Below are 18414 nucleotides of genomic sequence, written 5' to 3'. Positions count from 1 at the left end.
ATTATGTTAATTATCGGTAAATAAGGACTTGGTAAACTACGAAGAAATATTCTTGAATAAAATAAAAGATATAAAAGATGAGGGGCGCTACCGTGAATTTACGCACTTTGCGTCATTGCCAGGTAGGCTCCCCCACATTATGGACTATGAAAGAAATAGGGAAGTAATCGTCTGGTGCAGTAATAACTACTTAGGAATGTCACAAAACGAGAAAGTTATTGCCGCCATTCAAAATTCATCAATTGGTGCGGGGGGAACAAGAAATATATCTGGTACAACAAAAGAGGTTGTCGAGCTTGAAAAATCCTTAGCTTGTTTGCATAAAAAAGAGGCTGCTTTAACTTTTGCTTGTGGCTACCTTGCTAACCAGACTACACTTAGCACTTTATCGTCTATTATCCCAAATGTAGTAATTTTTTCAGACGAGAAGAACCATTCTTCAATGATAGAAGGCATAAAATCAGGAAAAAGACCAAAACATATATTTAAACACAATGATGTTGATCACTTAGAGCAGTTGTTAAAATCCGTAGACACAAAAACACCAAAGATAATAGCACTTGAATCTGTATATTCAATGGATGGCGATGTAGCGCCGCTTGAAACGATATGCGATCTTGCAGATCAACATAATGCAATCACCTATTTGGATGAGGTGCATGCAGTTGGCATGTATGGTTTACATGGTGGCGGAATTGCAGAAAGAGAAGGCCTGATGGATAGAATAACCGTCATTCAAGGTACACTATCGAAGGCTTTTGGAGTGATGGGTGGGTATATAGCGTCTTCAAAGAGCTTGGTAGATGTAATAAGAAGTTCCGCTCCAGGATTTATTTTCACCACTGCTATGTCGCCTGTTTTAGCAGCGGCAGCAAAGGCAAGCGTTGAACACCTAAAATCGAGCAACATTGAAAGGGAAAAGCAAAAGCAAGTCGTTGAAAAAGTAAAAAACTCACTGAGAAATGCAGGAATTAACTTCATTCCAACAGAAACTCATATAATTCCAATAATAATTGGCGACCCAGAGTTATCCAAAGGAGCATCAAAATTATTATTTGATGAGCATGGAATATACGTTCAACATATAAATTATCCAACAGTGCCAAGAGGAACTGAGCGTTTCCGTATTACCCCTACACCTTATCATACTGATGAAATGATAGAACATTTAACAGAATCTCTTGTAAAAGTTTTCGAAAAGTTGTCTATCTCTGTAGCCTGTTTATCCTAATTTAATATCGCCAGCAATAATCAATCCGTTGTCTTCCGTTAGCCTTCCACCGCTTTCTTGCAGAAAAAGTCTACCGAGCAAGGCTTTATATTTGTTAACTCCAGAGTAAACTGCTCCTCTGTGCCTTCCTGCTGCAAGGTACGCAAAGCCTAAAATTGTTGAACCGATGGAGCGTACATTACTATTGCCAGGCAGCAATTTATTTAATAAATTACCACTTACATCTATTAGACCCCCTTCACGGCTTTTCACCCGCATTTTTATATGACGAGATCTAAAGTCCTCAAGAAAAGCACCTTTCTTTTCTTCTGCCCAAAAAGTTTCTCTAAGAGCCGGAGCATCAATTACAGCTGCCACAACTTTATTTTTATGAATGAGACAGACTGATACTGCAAAATAAACCATGCAACTAGAAAAGTTCTCCCTGCCCTCTATAGGCATAATAAACCAAGTATAACCGTTATCTTTTATTTCTTGGTCAGTATCATCTTCGGAAATAAACCCATAGTCTCGTTTGTAGTCGTGCAAGCAATCGTATATGGTTTGCTTGGATTTTGAATAAGTTTTATTAATGAAGTCTGCTGATTTAACATTAGAAATTTGCAATTCATTAAAATCGCGCATAAGCTGCCTGGAAGCACTATGCACAGAATCAAGCATCACATTAATTCGTGGTGATGAGATGGACATTCTTCCTTTTACTCTTTCACTCTTTCATAATAGCTGTCACCTGGAGTATATACTACAATTTTATCCTCTTCTTTTATAAATTGAGGCACGTTAACGCGCATTCCGTTTTCCAAAATTGCAGGCTTATAAGAAGCAGTAGCAGTTTGTCCTTTAATAACAGACTCTGTTTCTTTCACAGCAAGTGTAACATAATCAGGCACATGCGCAGAAATTATTTTGTCTTGATAAGCTACAACTTTAATTTTCATGTTATCCTGTAAATAAATTTTTTTTTCTCCCAATAAGTCCAAATTTATAGTGATTTGCTCGTAATTACTTGGATGCATAAGATTTACAATGTTTCCTTCAGTGAAAAGGTAAACATATTCCTCTTCATCTAAAATTGCCCTTCTGATTGTTGCATCAGAACGAAATCTTTCATAGTGTTTTGCTCCGGTCTTGATATTTTTCATTTCAGCTTGTATGTATGCACCACCTTTACCAGGTTGAGTATGCATAATACCTACAACCAAAAATAATCCGCCGTTATGTTCCAACACCTGACCTGGTCTAATATCGTTAGCTCTTTCTGCCATAATTACATTTTCAGTTTGATCTTACAATTATAAATAGCTTTATATAAATATCAAAGTCTTTATTAGTCAATAAATTCTGGTATATTTAATACTATATACCTCCCCTTTATATTTATATGTGGAAATATCTCTTTATTGAAAGACAGCATAATACGTTTTTTTGTGCTGATAACTAAAATTTCTAATATATCCCCTGAGCCGAAATTATACACAGATTTTACATAGCCATATAATTCATTACTTTTCAGCCTTACTTCCATATCTACAAGGTCACTTTGGTAAAATTCATCCTCATCATTTAGCTCTGGTAACTTGCTTCTTTCTATATATAGCTTCTTATTCCTTAAAAGCTCTGCTTCATTACGGGAATTTACTCCGCTTATTGTAGCTATTACTAAATTATCACCTATGACGGATACTGAGTCTATTTTATAATTCTCATCACCACTTATTAGCTTACCATATAAGAAGATATTTTCAGGCTTTTCAGTAAAGGTTTTTACTTTAACAGCTCCTTTAATTCCGTGAGGAGAGGTAATAATTCCTAAGCATACCAGATTGTCGTTCATATTAATGCAAGTATCTAATCAGAAGATTTCTCAGATAAATATTGAGTCAAAATCTCGATGCCTTCATCAATCTCTTTTTCAGTGATAATGAGTGGAGGTAAAATTCTCACAACGTTATCTGATGTTACCCCAACAGTAAGCAAGCCGCGATGACTTAACTCTTCTGCAAACTTTTGATTGTCTGCTTTCACTTTTATTCCAAGCATTAACCCTTTCCCTCTTACTTCCTCTATTATTGGAAATTTACTTGCTAAGTCTTCTAGTTTATTTTTTAAGTATTTACCTCTAATTTCAACATTTTTCAAAAAGCCGGGGCTGAGCAATTCTTCGAGCACAGCATTACCTACTGAGGTTGCAAGCGGATTGCCACCAAAAGTGGAACCGTGCATACCGACCGCCATATATTTAGCAGCATTTTCAGTCGCAAGACAAGCCCCTAGCGGAAACCCGCCGCCTATTCCCTTTGCAAGAGCACATATATCAGGTTCCACTCCTATATGTTCGTATGCAAATAATTTTCCTGTCCTGCCAGCACCGCATTGCACGCAATCAAAAAATAACAATATGTCATTTTCATCACACAGCTTTCTTAGTTCTTTCATAAAGACTTCATTCATTACTTTGATACCACCTTGCCCTTGTATTGGTTCTATTAATATAACGCCTATACCACTTGAAATTGCTTTCTTTACGCTCTCAATATTGGGCTCGATGTTATCACACCAATCAATGTAGGGATTTAGTAATTCAGAAAATTTCTGTTTATCGTTTGTAGCACAAGTTAAAAAGGTTCTTCCATGAAATGCACCATGGAATGTTAAAATTCTGTGACGATTTTTATTGCCTTTTCCATTTTGATAGATCCTAGCAATCTTAAGCCCACATTCTACTGCCTCTGATCCAGAATTTGAGAAAAATACAGTGTCAGCGAAACTGTTGTTTATTAATTTTTCTGCAAAATTATTGGCAGCAGGTATATTATAGGTATTTGATATATGCCATAATTTTTCTCCTTGCAATTTAAGAGCACTAATTAATCGCGAATTAGTGTGACCTAAGCTACTAACGGCTATTCCGGAGTGAAAATCTACGTAGCGCTCACCATCAACATCATATAGGTAGATACCTTTGCCATGAGAAAAATTTATATTAACAGGAGAATAAACTGGCAAAATAGGAGAAATTGTCATAAAATATTATATGCTAAATTTTATTATTAATAACATAAAAACCGTTGTTTCACAATAAGAAGGATATGTATAAGCTAGGTAAATTGATGTTTTCTGCGTTGAAGAAAAACAAATACACAAAAGTTATTGTATTACTCTCATCGATCTTTATGATTTTATTCAGTGTGATATATTGTAATCATTTACTAAGAAGTAATTTCCTTTCTTCTTACCGTGATTCAAGTGTAAACTTAAAAAGCGTACTGGAAAATGGCATAATAAAAAAATACCATTATTTACTAATAGAAAAGCATCACATTAAATACAAAAATTTTGACTACATAAACCAACTAGTAAAACTACGTGCTGAATTATTACAATCAGTGAGCAAAGTAAAGGATTTCAGCTTAATACTGTATGATCAAAACGGCAGAATAATATTCAGTAATTTTAACACTCAAGATTATGATTATGAACAGTTACTTACAAACGATGAAATTGATAAACTATTAAGTAACCAAGAAATATTTTATACTACAGGAAATACATTAACTTCTATTTTCCCTATATTCCATGAAAATAGCGTTAAACCGTCGTTTTTTTTGAAGATTCTTCGAAACTACAATAATTCTTATGTTATAGCATATGGCCTGTTTTTAACATTTTTGGGCCTATTATTAATAATCTTAATATTAATAATGTTCTATTTGCACTTTTCTAATACCCAAATGCTAGCCAAGCAACATAAAACTAACATTGAATTACAGCAGATAAAAGAGACATTAGAGCAAGAAAATGCAAACAAGCTAAAGTTTTTTGCAAGCGTTACACATGAATTACGCACACCTCTTAATGCTATTATTGGATTTGCGGAGTTGATCAAAAATAAAACTTTAGGTTCAATGGATAATTCTCAATACAAGGAGTATGCAGACGATATATATAATGCAGGAACACACTTACTTACCTTAATTAATGATGTGCTCGATTTTTCTAAAGCTGAATCAAGTAGTTTAACAGTAGAAAAAGTGAAGTTTAACCTGAACAAAATAATGGATTCATGCGTAAATATGCTATTACCTAAATTAAAAGAAGCCGGGATTAATTTAAAAAAAGAGATGACTAATAAACAATTATTAGTCATTGCAGATCCCAAGAGAATGAAACAAGTTATAATAAATTTATTATCAAACTCAATCAAGTTTACTCCCAAAGATGGTTTAATAAGAATGGTGATAAAAGAAAATATAGAAAAAAACTTATTAACTATTGAGTTTCATGACAATGGAATAGGAATAATGCAGCAGGACATATATAAAGTTATGTCTGTTTTTGGCCAAGCAGATTCGGGGTATAGAAACGAAGGTACGGGCATCGGATTGCCGCTAAGCAAGAAATTAGTAGAGTTAATGGGTGGAACTTTTGACATTAAAAGTGAAGCAAAACTTGGTACTACGATAACATTGAACTTCTTTTATGAAGAACAAACATGTGAAGATTCGATTGATTTTTAATAGGATCTATTTGATATGGCCTTACATCAGACGAAAACCACACTTTATCAAAAGCGGCAAGCCGAGAAGGTAGGCAGAAATTCATCAATAAGCCCCCATCAAGAATCTTATCTGTTAGCTATATATAAAATTTGATACTCTGACTACAATATACTACTATAGATGGAAGTGTTATTAATGGAGCAAGGTATGGAATTAGCAGTAGGAAACAATGCACCCGATTTTAGCTTGCCAGCAGATTCTGGTGAAAATTTATCACTGAGTGAATTTTTTGATAAAAAAAATGTAGTTCTTTATTTTTATCCTAAAGACGATACTCCGGGTTGTACAATGGAGGCAAAAGGCTTTAGAGATAAAATAGATGATTTTTCTTTCCTTGACACAGTGATAATTGGTATATCAAAAGATAGTGTTAGATGTCACACTAACTTCAAAGCAAAATATTCTCTGCCGTTTTCTTTAGTTTCTGATGAGAATGCTGAAATGTTGGGAAAATATGGTGTTTGGGTAGAGAAAAGTATGTTTGGCAAAAAGTATATGGGAATAGAACGCACTACTTTTTTAATAGATAAAAAAGGTAAAATAGTGAAGATCTGGAAAAATGTAAAAGTTAGTGGACATGTTGATGAGGTTCTGGAAGAAGTAAAGAGAATATAAACTAAAGAATAGGTTAATGGCTACCCATTGCTACATAAAAAAGCTGAAATTACATAATTTTCGTAGCCACTCAAACTTTGAACTGGATTCAGATGATAGCTCAGTTGTAATAACTGGCAAAAACGGTATTGGTAAAACTAATATACTTGAAGCAATCTCGTTGCTTGCTAAAAGCAATGGAATGAAAAAAGCAAAAGCCAGTGAGATACAAAATAGATTCAGTAATGAAGATTGGGTAGTGCACTATGATTTTTTTAATGGAATGGATTTTAATTCAATTGGTATCGCAAAGAGTTTTGATAAGAAACTAATACAAATTGATGGAAAAACGCAATCGAGTTATTCATCTTTGTATAAGATATCCAATGTAATATGGCTGATTCCACAAATGGACTATGTTCTTCTTAATTCTCCAAGTGACAGATTAAAATTTTTAGACCGTATAGTCTCACTGTTTGAGGAAAATTACACTTGCTGCTACATGAAACACAGAAAAGCTAAACGTGAGCGAAGTAAACTGTTAAGAGAGAACACCTTGGACGAAAATTGGCTCTCTAGTCTTGAAAACATAATGGCCGTTAATGCAGTTAGTATTTTACGTATGCGATCGTCTGTTTTAAAGACACTACAAGACACAATTGATAACCATTCCAGTGAGTTTTTTCCGAAGGCAAGTTTGAAATTCAGCAGCCAGCTAACTTTGGACGATACTGCAGAATATTTTCAGAATCGTCTAAAGGAAAACAGAGAAAAAGATTCATTGACTGGTAGAGTAACCTTTGGTGTGCATAACGATAATTTTCGGGTTTTTTGTCAAAAAAGAAACGTACCAATAAATCTGTGCTCCACTGGAGAACAAAAGTTATTACTGCTTTCTATTATTTTATCCAGTGTAAAAGCAAGGTGTATTCATTACAATAAGGCACCACTTCTTCTACTTGATGATATAATGTCTCATCTGGATAAACATTACAGAAAGGCGTTAATGGAGGAAGTGTTAAGTATTCAATGTCAAACTTGGATAACTGATGTAAATCAAGATAATTTCAATAGCTATCTTTATTCTTTCAAGTTTTTTGAATTATCAAATGAATAGTACCTCTTTCAAAGCTCATACAGGCAACTCCCAATTGTAAATTCCGGCAATTAAACCTCAAACCAAAACATTTCTGTTTTTTTTACTTTAAATTAAATGCAAAAGTTACTTTACAAACTTCGCCAGTCCCCTTATCATGAAACTGAAGCTATTTATTTATCTTCGCAATCTCTGCAGTGGATTAATGACAAAAAACTTAATGTATTTGGCGTAAATCATGCTTAATTTTTGCACTATGTGCACCTCATGTCTTTATAAAACTTCTAGGTTTCTACCTATATAAGCTGAAACGCGCTTACAAAGCGTTTAAGACAGCAAAAAACGTCAAATTGACAAGGGAGAATTTGAATGCTAGCCACCCTAGGGTTTCTTTACCTTTTTTTTCGCTCAGTAAATTTCTTAATGTTTATAATTTAGATTAGTTGCGGCTTAAAAGCAGCTGAATCGCGGTTATTAAGCGTTTAGAATAAAAAAACGCCATACTTGAAAGTATAATGTAAGTAATTAGCCAACCACGGGGCTTCTTTTGCCTTTTTTTTCATTTGGTAAATTTCTTAATATTCATAGCTAAACGACAACCGTTATTCCGCTGCTTGTTATACCAAAATCCATTACTGACCGAACAAATAAGAAACATTACAAACTCGTTTAATAGTAGTGCTGGAAATATTGACAATAAAATTACACAAAACATCTTCAAGTAAACCAATAGTATCGTAGATACTATTGCGTAAAGTATTGTATTTGATATATTGCCACAACCTTTCAACAGGATTCAGTTCCGGTGAATAAGGAGGCAAGTATATGATGGTAATGTTTTCCTGAATTTTCAAACTTTTTGATCTATGCCAACTTGCACAATCCATTACAAGAAAGGCTTCTTTCGTGCCTAAATCTTTCGACATCTGCTCCAGAAATATATTCATACAATCAGTGTTTACATATGGAGCAAGTAGGCTAATTTTCCTACCACTTCTTGGATTTACCGCACTGTAGATATAGAAATTCTGTCTACCAATTTTCATTTTAACCTGCGTTCTGACCCCTTTTTTAAACCATCCGTGTCCGATTTTTGAATGAGTCCCAAATCGTGATTCATCAAAAAAAACACCTCCCTTTTAGGGTGGAAATTGACTATTTTATTGAAGTATCTTTTAAACTCTTCTTGCTTGTTTTTATCTTGTTTATGGTGCATTGGCCTCGGTGTTATGTAAGAAAATTTCATCCTTTGTATCTCACGGTGCACTGTTGATTTGCTGATGTTTAGGCCAAATTCCTCTGAGATTTTTATTTGTACTTCCTTAATAGTATAGCTCTTTCGATAAAAGTCCGGATGTGATAGGATAAGGATAGATGATGATAAGGAGGTTGAATGCCAGCAGCATATAGTTATGATTTAAGAAAAAAAGCAATGGAAGCGCTAGACGAAGGAGAAAGCAGAGAAACAGTGGCAGCAAGATTTAAGATTGGACGAACTACTTTATGGGAGTGGCAGCAAAGAAGAAAAGAAACAGGAGACTTTCAATCAAAAAAACTTGGAAATGGGGGTTACAATCACAAAATTACCGACTGGGATACCTTTGCCAAATTTGCCAGAGAACACGGAGGAAAGACTCTATCGGAAATGGCTAAACTTTGGAACAACGTTAGTATCCAAACGATCTATCGAGCCCTTAAAAAAATTGGATTTACGCGCAAAAAAAGACATATGGATACAAGGAAAGAAACGAAGAAAAACGTGCTGAATTTTTGAAAATTATAGCGACAAAAGAACCTAAAAACTTAGTGTATATAGATGAGTCTGGCATTGATAACACCGAAGACTACCCCTACGGATATTGCCAGAAAGGACAGCGGTTTTATGCCTTAAAATCTGGAAAGAAAACTCAACGAATCAGTATGGTTGCAGCCTTAAGTGGAAGAAAGATAGTTGTTCCGTTAACCTTTGAAGGCCACTGTAATATGGATGTTTTTAATGGATGGTTTGAGCAATTTTTGACACCGATCTTGGAACCTGGACAGACTGTCATTCTTGACAATGCTACTTTTCATAAGTCTGATAAGATTATCGAGCTTGCTAAAGGGGTTGGTGCAGAAATTTTGTATCTGCCGCCTTATTCTCCAGATTTCAACAAAATTGAGCATCATTGGTTTGCTATAAAAAACAGAGCCAGGAAAAACATTCCTCTATTCGAATCCTTTCTTCGTGCTGTTGATTCTGCCTTCCTATGACCTGTTTGGACTATTATGAGAAATGCTATAATATTTGGATTTCTTTCTACCCATATTTCAATTTGCTCACGTTGATTTTTGTTTAATTTGCTTTTTCTTCGCCGCTGAAACGGGGCAAATAATTTTTCTACTCTACCAAATTTTAGATGCTTTATCCATTCAGTCAAAGCAGTCCTTGAAATTTTACATATTCTTGCCACAGCGCTTATACTACTTTCTTTTCCTGCTATCACCGCTTGTAACTTTTTTGAAACATATGCGTTATTTCTTACCTTTTTTAACATTTCTTTCGCTAAATTTACAACTCTTTCGTCTAATAGTTTTGACCTTAATGCCATTCATACCTCGCTATTTCACTTACTTTAGTATGACTTTTTTTCCCATTATTCTCTATCTGTTCTTTGTATAGCGGGAATTGGTATTAGCTGATGAGATACCGCGAATGAATCGCGGTATGACGGTATGCGGCGGCATGACGATAAGCCTTGTCATTCCAGCGCGTGACGCTGGAATCTAAACTTTAACTGATATGATTACAGAAAGAGAATTTATTAGGTATTCATAGACACTGAAAGTGGTCAGCTTGACCACTTTCAAGTAAAGAAAACTACGTTTGTGCCTCCAATAATTTCTATTACTTATTCGCTACTGCACCGTCTTTACAAATCACACCTCCTGGTGTTATTTTTGAAACGACTACAGGAGCGCCAAAAAACACAGCAGTGAACGCACCGAGTGCAAAAAGCGCTGGCCATGGCATTCTGCCGAATATCGCAAGCAAAGCTGCACCAATTATCACTATTGTGATCATCGGTCCACCTATGCCGTGAGTATAGCCTATTATCTTGCATATCACCGATGATGTTGTATCATTTTTATCAACAAAAGTATTTGCAGCATTTGCATCAAATGCAAAGGAGAGAATTAAAGCCACAAGTAGAAGAAAATTTTTCATTACGCCTCCGATAATTTCTATTTAATGCTGGATTATCCTTCACTTTGATTAAATTTAAGTAAATGGTGAGGATTTTTTGCTTAAAAGTATCCTTTATTTCATTTAGAATACTTTTCTTGGTTCGTCTATATTACAGTGCTACAGAAATTTTACAGCATCGTTTATTGCCTTTATCGTGCTTTGATTGACACAATTCATAATGATGGAGTGGAGCATGCAGGGTATTTATCATTTTTAATTCTGTTATCAATATTTCCTTTTCTCATCGTTTTAATGGCTGTGGCGTCAACATTCGCAAATTTTTTAGACCAGTACAACATTGGCTGGGTATTTATCATTGATAACATGCCACAGGATATTTTATCATCTTTGATGCCGCGTATTAGGGAGATAATATCAGGCCCGCCGCAAAGCTTACTAACTTTAGCAATTGTAGGTGCTGTTTGGACCGCTTCATCGACAATTGAAGGGCTTAGAACAATACTCAATAAGGCCTATAAAGTTCCGGTTTCGCCGCCTTATATATTAAGAAGAGTACTAAGTATATTACAATTTTTAGTAATCACGCTTATTATAACTCTAACTATAGTGTTTTCTACACTAGTACCAATGCTAATTGATTTTTCCTATCAGGGGCTAAGTTATACTAGGTATTTACTTATTGAATTTGTACTTTTCACAGTAGTCTCTTGGCTATATTTTATGTTACCAAACATAAAACAAAATTTATCAGACGTATTTCCTGGATCTTGTGTAGCTGTTATTCTTTGGACGATTTCTGCTTCAGCTTTTAAGCAATACTTAAAAGCTTCCTTTGACCAACTGGATTTGATATATGGAAGTTTAGGTGGTGTAGTAGTGTCATTACTATTTTTTTATATGCTAAGTTTGATTTTTATATATGGAGCAAAATTCAATTTTCAGCTAAAATATTTCAATGGATCTCGCTAAGGAGAAAGAAATGGGTAAGTTAGAAGGTAAAGTAGCTTTAATCACCGGAGCTTCAGGTGGAATAGGCTCTGCTGTTGCAAAAAGGTTTATAAGAGAAGGTGCATGTGTGATTCTGATTTCAAGATCTCTTGATAATCTCAAGCCACTATATAATGAAATTGAAGAGCTTGAAGAATTTAAAGAAGGCTCTGTGAAACTAATTCAGCTTGATCTTTTAGACTTTGAGAATGTAAAGATACTGACAAACATGATAGAAAGCCTGAAATTATCAGAATCTGGAGCACTTGATATATTAGTTGCGTGTGCTGGAATTTTAGGCAAACTGAACCCCATTCATGACTGTGAGATTGAAGAGCTACAGAACGTAATGAATACAAATTTTACTGCCAATTGGTACTTACTAAAAAACTTAGATCCAATGCTAAAAAAGTCTAATGCTGGAAGAGCGATATTCATGACCTCAGAAGTGACACTTTCTCCTTCCTCTTATCCATATTGGATGCCGTATGCTGCAAGTAAAGTTGCACTAGAAATAATGGTGCAAATATATGCATCTGAAACAAAGCATACAAAATTATGTGTAAATGCTGTATACACGGAAGGACCTGTGGGTAGTGAGCAGGCATTTCCTGGATCTGAATTGGTGTCACCTGATGACCTAACAGACAAATTTGTGGAGTTAGCTTCTGAAGATTGCAGCGCATCAGGACAAATCTTACCGCTCAGCAAATCTCCCGAATAAATTACCATAGTATCTGCAAAGATACCGTTAAGCCCACAACTGTATGAACATTGTGATTTGAGAGTAATCTCCACTAGGAAGGATGTCATCCCAGTGCCTCTATGGTGTCATTCCAGTCTGGAATCTAGTCTTTATTATGCAGCCACTTATTTAAAGTTAAGTTTTCTGGATCCCAGTGTCTGGGCACTGGGATGACACCTCTGGGCACTGCCGTCATAAAGGAACCAGTGTCAGCTACTTGAATGACATCATTTGCTGTGCAATTTACCTTCAAAAATGAATGTTTGTACAGCTGTGTGTCAAGCACTGGAATCTGCCACGCAAATTGCAATGTTCGTACAGTTATGCGTCAAGCCTAAAAGTAATTAGCTAATAGGTTTAATAAAAATTCACATATACAGGAAAGATTGGTAACATTACTTGAATAGAGACCGTTATTGTAATTATGCCGAAACGCACAGATATAGAATCTATATTAGTAATAGGAGCAGGCCCAATAGTTATAGGTCAGGCATGCGAGTTTGATTATTCTGGAACGCAAAGCTGTAAAGTATTAAAAAGTGAAGGTTATAAAGTCATTTTGGTTAACTCCAACCCCGCAACTATAATGACAGATCCTGAATTCTCTGATGCAACTTATATTGAGCCGGTACTGCCTGAAATCATAGAGAAAATTATAATTAAGGAGAGGCCAGACGCAATATTGCCAACAATGGGCGGGCAAACAGCACTCAATTGCGCAATAAAACTTGCAGATGATGGAGTGTTAGACAAATACAACGTAGAATTAATAGGGGTAAATAGAGAAGCAATAAAAAAAGCAGAGGATAGAGAGTTATTCCGTCAGTCCATGGATAGAATAGGACTGAAATATCCCAAAAGTATCATTATAAAAAATCAAGAACAAATAAGAAAGGCTTTGGATTACATTGGATTACCAGCAATCATCCGTTCATCATTCACTCTTGGTGGCGCAGGTAGTGGCATAGCATATAATAAAGAGGAGTTTTTCAATATCGCAGAAAGTGCTCTCAAAATTTCGCCAATAAATGAAGTTCAGATAGATGAATCAATTATCGGCTGGAAAGAGTATGAAATGGAAGTTATCCGCGATTGTAAAGATAACTGCATAATAGTCTGTTCGATAGAAAATGTTGATCCAATGGGAGTGCACACCGGAGATAGTATTACGGTTGCTCCTGCTTTGACTCTGCGTGATGCTGAATATCAACAAATGAGAAATGCATCTATAGCAGTGCTGAGGGAAATTGACGTTAGTGCCGGTGGTGCAAATGTTCAGTTTGCAGTGAACCCTAAAGAAGATGGAAGCCTCGTTGTAATTGAAATGAATCCAAGGGTTTCTCGCTCCTCTGCACTTGCTTCGAAAGCAACAGGCTATCCTATTGCAAAAGTTGTAACTAAACTTGCTATTGGCTATTCGCTCGATGAAATACGTAATGACTGCGCTCCAGTTATACCTGCTGCATTTGAACCAGTGATTGATTATATCGTCACTAAAATTCCTCGTTTTGAATTTGAGAAATTTAAGGGGACGAATTGTGAATTATCAACCTCCATGAAATCGGTGGGAGAAGTAATGTCTATAGGCCGCACTTTTAATGAGTCGCTGCAGAAAGCTTTTCGCTCGCTTGAAACTGGGCTCACGGGACTTGATGAAGTGTTTTCTGAAAATACTGATATTGATCACATCAGATCTCAATTAGCAAAATTGCTACCAAACAGATTGCTGATTGCTGCTGATGCAATGCGTCATGGAATTAGCATAGAAGAAATAAATTCAATTACAGGTTATGACTTATGGTTTTTGCAGAATATACAGCAAATCATCTTGGCTGAACAAAAAATCAAGGAAAACGGCCTCCCTGGAACTGCATATGAAATGTTAGAGCTGAAAAAAATGGGATTTTCAGATGCAAGATTGGCGAAATTAAGCAATAAGAAAGTAGAGCAAATCGAAGAAACAAGAAAAAAATTTGGCATCAAACAAGTTTATAAGCGTGTAGACACCTGTGCAGCTGAATTTGAATCGAGCACTGCTTATATGTATGGCTGTTATGAGGGAAACATTACAAATAGGACAGAATGCGAAGCGGACATTTCTGACCGAAAAAAGGTTGTCATTTTAGGAAGTGGTCCAAACCGCATTGGTCAAGGTATTGAATTTGATTATGCATGCGTACATGCAGCTTCTGCCGCCAAAGAAATGGGGTATGAAACAATAATGATCAACTGTAATCCAGAAACTGTTTCAACTGACTACGATACCGCTGATCGTTTATATTTTGCCCCACTGATTGCAGAGGATGTGCTTGAAATACTAAGCAAAGAGCAAGAAAATGGCACACTGGTTGGTGTAATAGTTCAAATAGGTGGTCAAACACCTTTAAAGTTAGCCAAAGTGCTTAACGAGAGAGGTTTCAAAATTCTGGGAACTTCGTTTGATTCTATTGACCTTGCAGAAGATCGCATGAGGTTTAAAAATCTTGCTTTGCAACTTAATTTAAAACAACCTGAAAGTTCTATCTGCCATTCAGTAGAAGAAGCGTTAACCAATGCAGAAAAGGTGGGGTTTCCACTAGTAGTCAGGCCATCATATGTCCTCGGTGGTCAATCCATGTCGATTAGACACGATACTCAGAGCTTTAAAGAGTACGTCTTAGATCAAACTAAAATCTTTGAGCATGGTTCGCTGCTTCTTGATAAATTTTTAGTCAATGCAGTTGAGGTTGACGTTGATGCTATATGTGATGGGGAAAAAGTTTTCATTGCAGCGGTCATGGAGCACATTGAAGAAGCTGGTATTCATTCTGGCGATTCAACATGCTCAATACCGACAAATACATTGAGTGACGAAGTAATAAAAGAGATCGAGCTCCAAACTGAGAGAATAGCATTAGCATTAAAAGTGAAAGGTCTGATAAACATTCAGTTTGCTGTTCAAGAGAATAGACCTCTTGCAGAACCTGTTTGTGATGAGAAATCTTTAGGAAAAGTGCAGATGAGCACCACAGAATACTCGAATGTATTTGAGGAGCGCAGACAAGCTTTGACGACAAAATTGCCTTCAGAAATCGAGTTATGCAAGAGGTCTAGTGATGTATACATACTTGAAGTGAATTTAAGGGCTAGTCGAACCGTTCCTTTTATTTCCAAGGTAATCAATATTCCTATTGCAAAGCTTGCCACTCAGGTTGTTTTGGGTAAAAAATTGAATCAGGAAAACAAGCCTTTCAATCATTTTGCAGTTAAAGCTGCTGTTTTTCCATTTACCCGCTTTGCAGGAGTTGATACTTTACTTGGTCCTGAAATGAAATCAACAGGAGAAGTGATGGGAATTGACTCATCATTTGAAGCTGCACTTGCAAAAACGCACATGGCTGCAGGATACAAGTTACCAACAGAAGGAACAGCTCTGGTTTCAGTAAAAGATGATGATAAAAAGTATATATTGCCAGTTGCACGAATGTTGAAAGAACTGAGTTTTGAAATATATGCCACCAAAGGCACAGCTTCGTATCTGAACAATAACGGCATTGCTGCACAAGCTGTAAATAAAGTAAGAGAAGGCAGACCCCACATAGTTGATATGCTCAAAGATGGAAAAATAAATCTAGTGATTAATACTTCAAAAGGTGTAAAGTCAGTCTCAGACAGCAAAGATATCAGGAGAACTGCTATTTTGCAAAATATAGCTTACAGCACCACAGCTTCCGGAAGTAAAGCGTTAGTGCTTGCAATTCAATATGTAAAGAATAGCAAACTGGAAGTGAAATCATTACAGCAGATACAAAACGTTTAAATATCAAAACTAGAATAATTCACTCTCAAAATGCTAAAGAGAACATAATAAAAAGATGGAAATTTTGAAGGAAATAGTATACCTAAAGAATCAACTAGCGTAATTGAACAGCCAAATGCTGCAACGAATGCTCCACAATCTCACCTAGAGGACACTTCCCTTATATGTTAAGAACAAGTCTTTATAAATATCAAAGTAGTGAGATTAAAGACACACAGAGAAGAGGAATCGTCACGCCCCTTGATTATAAGAATCGTTGTTCAGCAAGGTTCTCTTCTCTGGTTTATTATACTGAAAGTTCCGAACAACTGATTGAGCTTTTAGGCTCGTATATAAGGCTGGAAAATGCAGTATATGTTATTATTACGGAGGAATTATGAATTCATCAAACATTATTGCTGGCATTGATGTTAGCAAAAGTAAATTAGATCTCCACATTCACCCACTTGAGCATTATAAAATATTTGAAAACAATGTACAATCCATTGGTGAAATGCTGGACTTTTTACGTTTGCATAATGTAACCAAAATTGGTCTTGAGGCAACTGGTGGATACGAAAAATTATGTGCCTATACTTTACTAAGCAATGGTTTTGAGGTGTACGTCATTCAACCAAGGTGGGAGAGACTATGCTAAAAGCCTTGGTATTACTACAAAAACTGATAAAATAGACTGCAGTATCATCTCACGTTATATTAATAATACAGATATGCGTGTTACTCCTTTAACAGTTAGTAATGGTAATATTGATTGCTTGAAACAAAAATTATCTCGTAGAAACCAACTTGTAGAAATAGCAAAAATACAAAAAACCCAAATCCAACAGTTATAGCTCTTTCGATAAAAGTCCGGATGTGATAGGATAAGGATAGATGATGATAAGGAGGTTGAATGCCAGCAGCATATAGTTATGATTTAAGAAAAAAAGCAATGGAAGCGCTAGACGAAGGAGAAAGCAGAGAAACAGTGGCAGCAAGATTTAAGATTGGACGAACTACTTTATGGGAGTGGCAGCAAAGAAGAAAAGAAACAGGAGACTTTCAATCAAAAAAACTTGGAAATGGGGGTTACAATCACAAAATTACCGACTGGGATACCTTTGCCAAATTTGCCAGAGAACACGGAGGAAAGACTCTATCGGAAATGGCTAAACTTTGGAACAACGTTAGTATCCAAACGATCTATCGAGCCCTTAAAAAAATTGGATTTACGCGCAAAAAAAGACATATGGATACAAGGAAAGAAACGAAGAAAAACGTGCTGAATTTTTGAAAATTATAGCGACAAAAGAACCTAAAAACTTAGTGTATATAGATGAGTCTGGCATTGATAACACCGAAGACTACCCCTACGGATATTGCCAGAAAGGACGGCGGTTTTATGCCTTAAAATCTGGAAAGAAAACTCAACGAATCAGTATGGTTGCAGCCTTAAGTGGAAGAAAGATAGTTGTTCCGTTAACCTTTGAAGGCCACTGTAATATGGATGTTTTTAATGGATGGTTTGAGCAATTTTTGACACCGATCTTGGAACCTGGACAGACTGTCATTCTTGACAATGCTACTTTTCATAAGTCTGATAAGATTATCGAGCTTGCTAAAGGGGTTGGTGCAGAAATTTTGTATCTGCCGCCTTATTCTCCAGATTTCAACAAAATTGAGCATCATTGGTTTGCTATAAAAAACAGAGCCAGGAAAAACATTCCTCTATTCGAATCCTTTCTTCGTGCTGTTGATTCTGCCTTCCTATGACCTGTTTGGACTATTATGAGAAATGCTATACTTACATTATACTTTCAAGTATGGCGTTTTTTTATTCTAAACACTTAATAACCGCGATTCAGCTACTTTTAAACCGCAACTAATCTAAATTATAAACGTTAAGAAATTTACTAAACAGAAAAAAAGGCAAAAGAAACCCTAGGGTAGCTAGTTATTCACTATCCATTTTTTAAGTTGGCGTTTTTTTATGTTTTAAACGCTTTATAAGCGCGTTTCAGCTTATGTAGGTAGAAATTTTATAAGACATAAGGTGCACATAGTGCAAAAAATTAAACATGATACGCCAGATACGTGAGTTTTTTTGTCATTTAATCTGTACAGAGAAGATAAATAAATAGCTTCACTATCATGATAAGAGGACTGGCGGAGTTTGTCAAGCAAGTTTTTTTGTTTCTGCGGGCTACCTGAGTCTATTGATTTCATTAGAGCCG

The 18414-nt window shown here is 35.8% G+C and carries 15 protein-coding genes and 3 pseudogenes; 10 read left to right on the top strand and 8 right to left on the bottom strand.

All coding sequences use genetic code 11. From position 1 onward, the window contains the following. Positions 1-28 precede the first annotated feature (28 nt). Positions 29-1231: a 5-aminolevulinate synthase gene (gene hemA / locus OOL03_RS05640; protein WP_264707252.1), complete on the top strand. Its 1203-nt coding sequence runs from the start codon at positions 29-31 to the stop codon at positions 1229-1231. Here the strand turns inward: hemA and OOL03_RS05635 are convergent. From OOL03_RS05635 to OOL03_RS05620, 4 genes are all read right to left on the bottom strand, one after another. Beyond that, positions 1223-1921, bottom strand: coding sequence for an inositol monophosphatase family protein (locus OOL03_RS05635; protein ID WP_264707251.1), 699 nt, complete (start codon positions 1919-1921; stop codon positions 1223-1225). The two genes, hemA and OOL03_RS05635, sit on opposite strands and share 9 nt — an antisense overlap. 8 nt (positions 1922-1929) lie before the next feature. Further along, on the bottom strand, positions 1930-2496 hold the full coding sequence (efp, locus tag OOL03_RS05630) for an elongation factor P (protein ID WP_006279719.1): 567 nt from the start codon (positions 2494-2496) through the stop codon (positions 1930-1932). A gap of 62 nt (positions 2497-2558) precedes the next feature. Further along, the gene (gene rimM, locus OOL03_RS05625; protein WP_264707250.1) at positions 2559-3065 is read right to left on the bottom strand and encodes a ribosome maturation factor RimM; all 507 of its coding nucleotides are present in this window, start codon (positions 3063-3065) and stop codon (positions 2559-2561) included. Positions 3066-3079: 14 nt separating this feature from the next. Next, positions 3080-4255 carry an aspartate aminotransferase family protein gene (locus tag OOL03_RS05620; RefSeq protein ID WP_155969393.1) on the bottom strand — a complete coding sequence of 392 codons (1176 nt, stop codon included), beginning with the start codon at positions 4253-4255 and terminating at the stop codon, positions 3080-3082. Positions 4256-4320: 65 nt separating this feature from the next. On the opposite strand from OOL03_RS05620, the gene OOL03_RS05615 reads away from it, so the two are divergent. The 3 genes from OOL03_RS05615 (at position 4321) to recF (ending at position 7501) form a co-directional block, all read left to right on the top strand. Then, positions 4321-5748: a sensor histidine kinase gene (locus tag OOL03_RS05615; RefSeq protein ID WP_209473279.1), complete on the top strand. Its 1428-nt coding sequence runs from the start codon at positions 4321-4323 to the stop codon at positions 5746-5748. 189 nt (positions 5749-5937) lie between these two features. Continuing rightward, entirely contained in the window at positions 5938-6405 is a 468-nt protein-coding gene (gene bcp, locus OOL03_RS05610) for a thioredoxin-dependent thiol peroxidase (protein ID WP_213863331.1), read from the top strand. Positions 6406-6421: 16 nt separating this feature from the next. Next, positions 6422-7501, top strand: coding sequence for a DNA replication/repair protein RecF (recF, locus tag OOL03_RS05605; RefSeq protein ID WP_182319834.1), 1080 nt, complete (start codon positions 6422-6424; stop codon positions 7499-7501). A 611-nt stretch (positions 7502-8112) separates the two neighbouring features. Here recF and OOL03_RS05600 read toward each other — a convergent pair. Further along, a pseudogene (locus OOL03_RS05600) lies at positions 8113-8810 on the bottom strand (IS630 family transposase); the annotation flags it as partial. A gap of 63 nt (positions 8811-8873) precedes the next feature. Between OOL03_RS05600 and OOL03_RS05595 the strand changes: the two are divergent. Then, a protein-coding gene (locus OOL03_RS05595; protein ID WP_264707034.1) for an IS630 family transposase occupies positions 8874-9733 on the top strand; the annotation gives its coding sequence in 2 pieces (ribosomal slippage) (positions 8874-9198 and positions 9198-9733; 861 coding nt in all). A gap of 29 nt (positions 9734-9762) precedes the next feature. Here the strand turns inward: OOL03_RS05595 and OOL03_RS05590 are convergent. Together OOL03_RS05590 and OOL03_RS05585 are read right to left on the bottom strand one after the other, a co-directional pair. Beyond that, positions 9763-10071: pseudogene (locus OOL03_RS05590) on the bottom strand (IS630-like element ISWpi10 family transposase); the annotation flags it as partial. Positions 10072-10367: 296 nt separating this feature from the next. Beyond that, positions 10368-10688, bottom strand: a complete 321-nt coding sequence (locus OOL03_RS05585) for a TrbC/VirB2 family protein (protein WP_264707248.1) — start codon at positions 10686-10688, stop codon at positions 10368-10370. Between the two features lie 135 nt (positions 10689-10823). Here OOL03_RS05585 and OOL03_RS05580 point away from each other — a divergent pair, with 135 nt between their 5' ends. Both OOL03_RS05580 and OOL03_RS05575 read left to right on the top strand, forming a co-directional pair. Next, positions 10824-11639 (top strand): YihY/virulence factor BrkB family protein, encoded by an 816-nt coding sequence (locus OOL03_RS05580; RefSeq protein WP_006279712.1) that lies wholly within the window; start codon positions 10824-10826, stop codon positions 11637-11639. Then, on the top strand, positions 11626-12381 hold the full coding sequence (locus tag OOL03_RS05575; protein WP_264707246.1) for an SDR family oxidoreductase: 756 nt from the start codon (positions 11626-11628) through the stop codon (positions 12379-12381). Before OOL03_RS05580 ends, OOL03_RS05575 begins: the two co-directional genes overlap by 14 nt. A gap of 124 nt (positions 12382-12505) precedes the next feature. Here the strand turns inward: OOL03_RS05575 and OOL03_RS05570 are convergent, their stop codons facing one another. Next, positions 12506-12688: a WPE palindromic element domain-containing protein gene (locus OOL03_RS05570; protein ID WP_264705490.1), complete on the bottom strand. Its 183-nt coding sequence runs from the start codon at positions 12686-12688 to the stop codon at positions 12506-12508. Positions 12689-12826: 138 nt separating this feature from the next. On the opposite strand from OOL03_RS05570, the gene carB reads away from it, so the two are divergent. The 3 genes and pseudogenes from carB to OOL03_RS05555 all read left to right on the top strand — a co-directional run bounded on the left by carB (position 12827) and on the right by OOL03_RS05555 (position 17953). Beyond that, complete coding sequence (gene carB / locus OOL03_RS05565) at positions 12827-16201, top strand: carbamoyl-phosphate synthase large subunit (protein WP_264707245.1); 3375 nt, start codon at positions 12827-12829, stop codon at positions 16199-16201. Positions 16202-16577: 376 nt separating this feature from the next. Continuing rightward, positions 16578-17031, top strand: a pseudogene (locus OOL03_RS07195) (IS110 family transposase); the annotation flags it as partial. A 62-nt stretch (positions 17032-17093) separates the two neighbouring features. Then, positions 17094-17953, top strand: a protein-coding gene (locus tag OOL03_RS05555) for an IS630 family transposase (protein ID WP_264707019.1) whose coding sequence is annotated in 2 segments (ribosomal slippage) — positions 17094-17418 and positions 17418-17953 — 861 coding nt in all. Because the reading frame shifts where the segments join, the coding sequence is not laid out codon by codon here. The last annotated feature ends 461 nt before the right edge of the window (positions 17954-18414 follow it).

The sequence above is a fragment of the Wolbachia endosymbiont (group A) of Acrocera orbiculus genome (genome assembly GCF_947250015.1).
Taxonomy (GTDB): domain Bacteria; phylum Pseudomonadota; class Alphaproteobacteria; order Rickettsiales; family Anaplasmataceae; genus Wolbachia; species Wolbachia pipientis.
The sequence above is the reverse complement of the archived record's forward strand: the minus strand, read 5'-3'. Positions and strand labels throughout refer to the sequence as shown.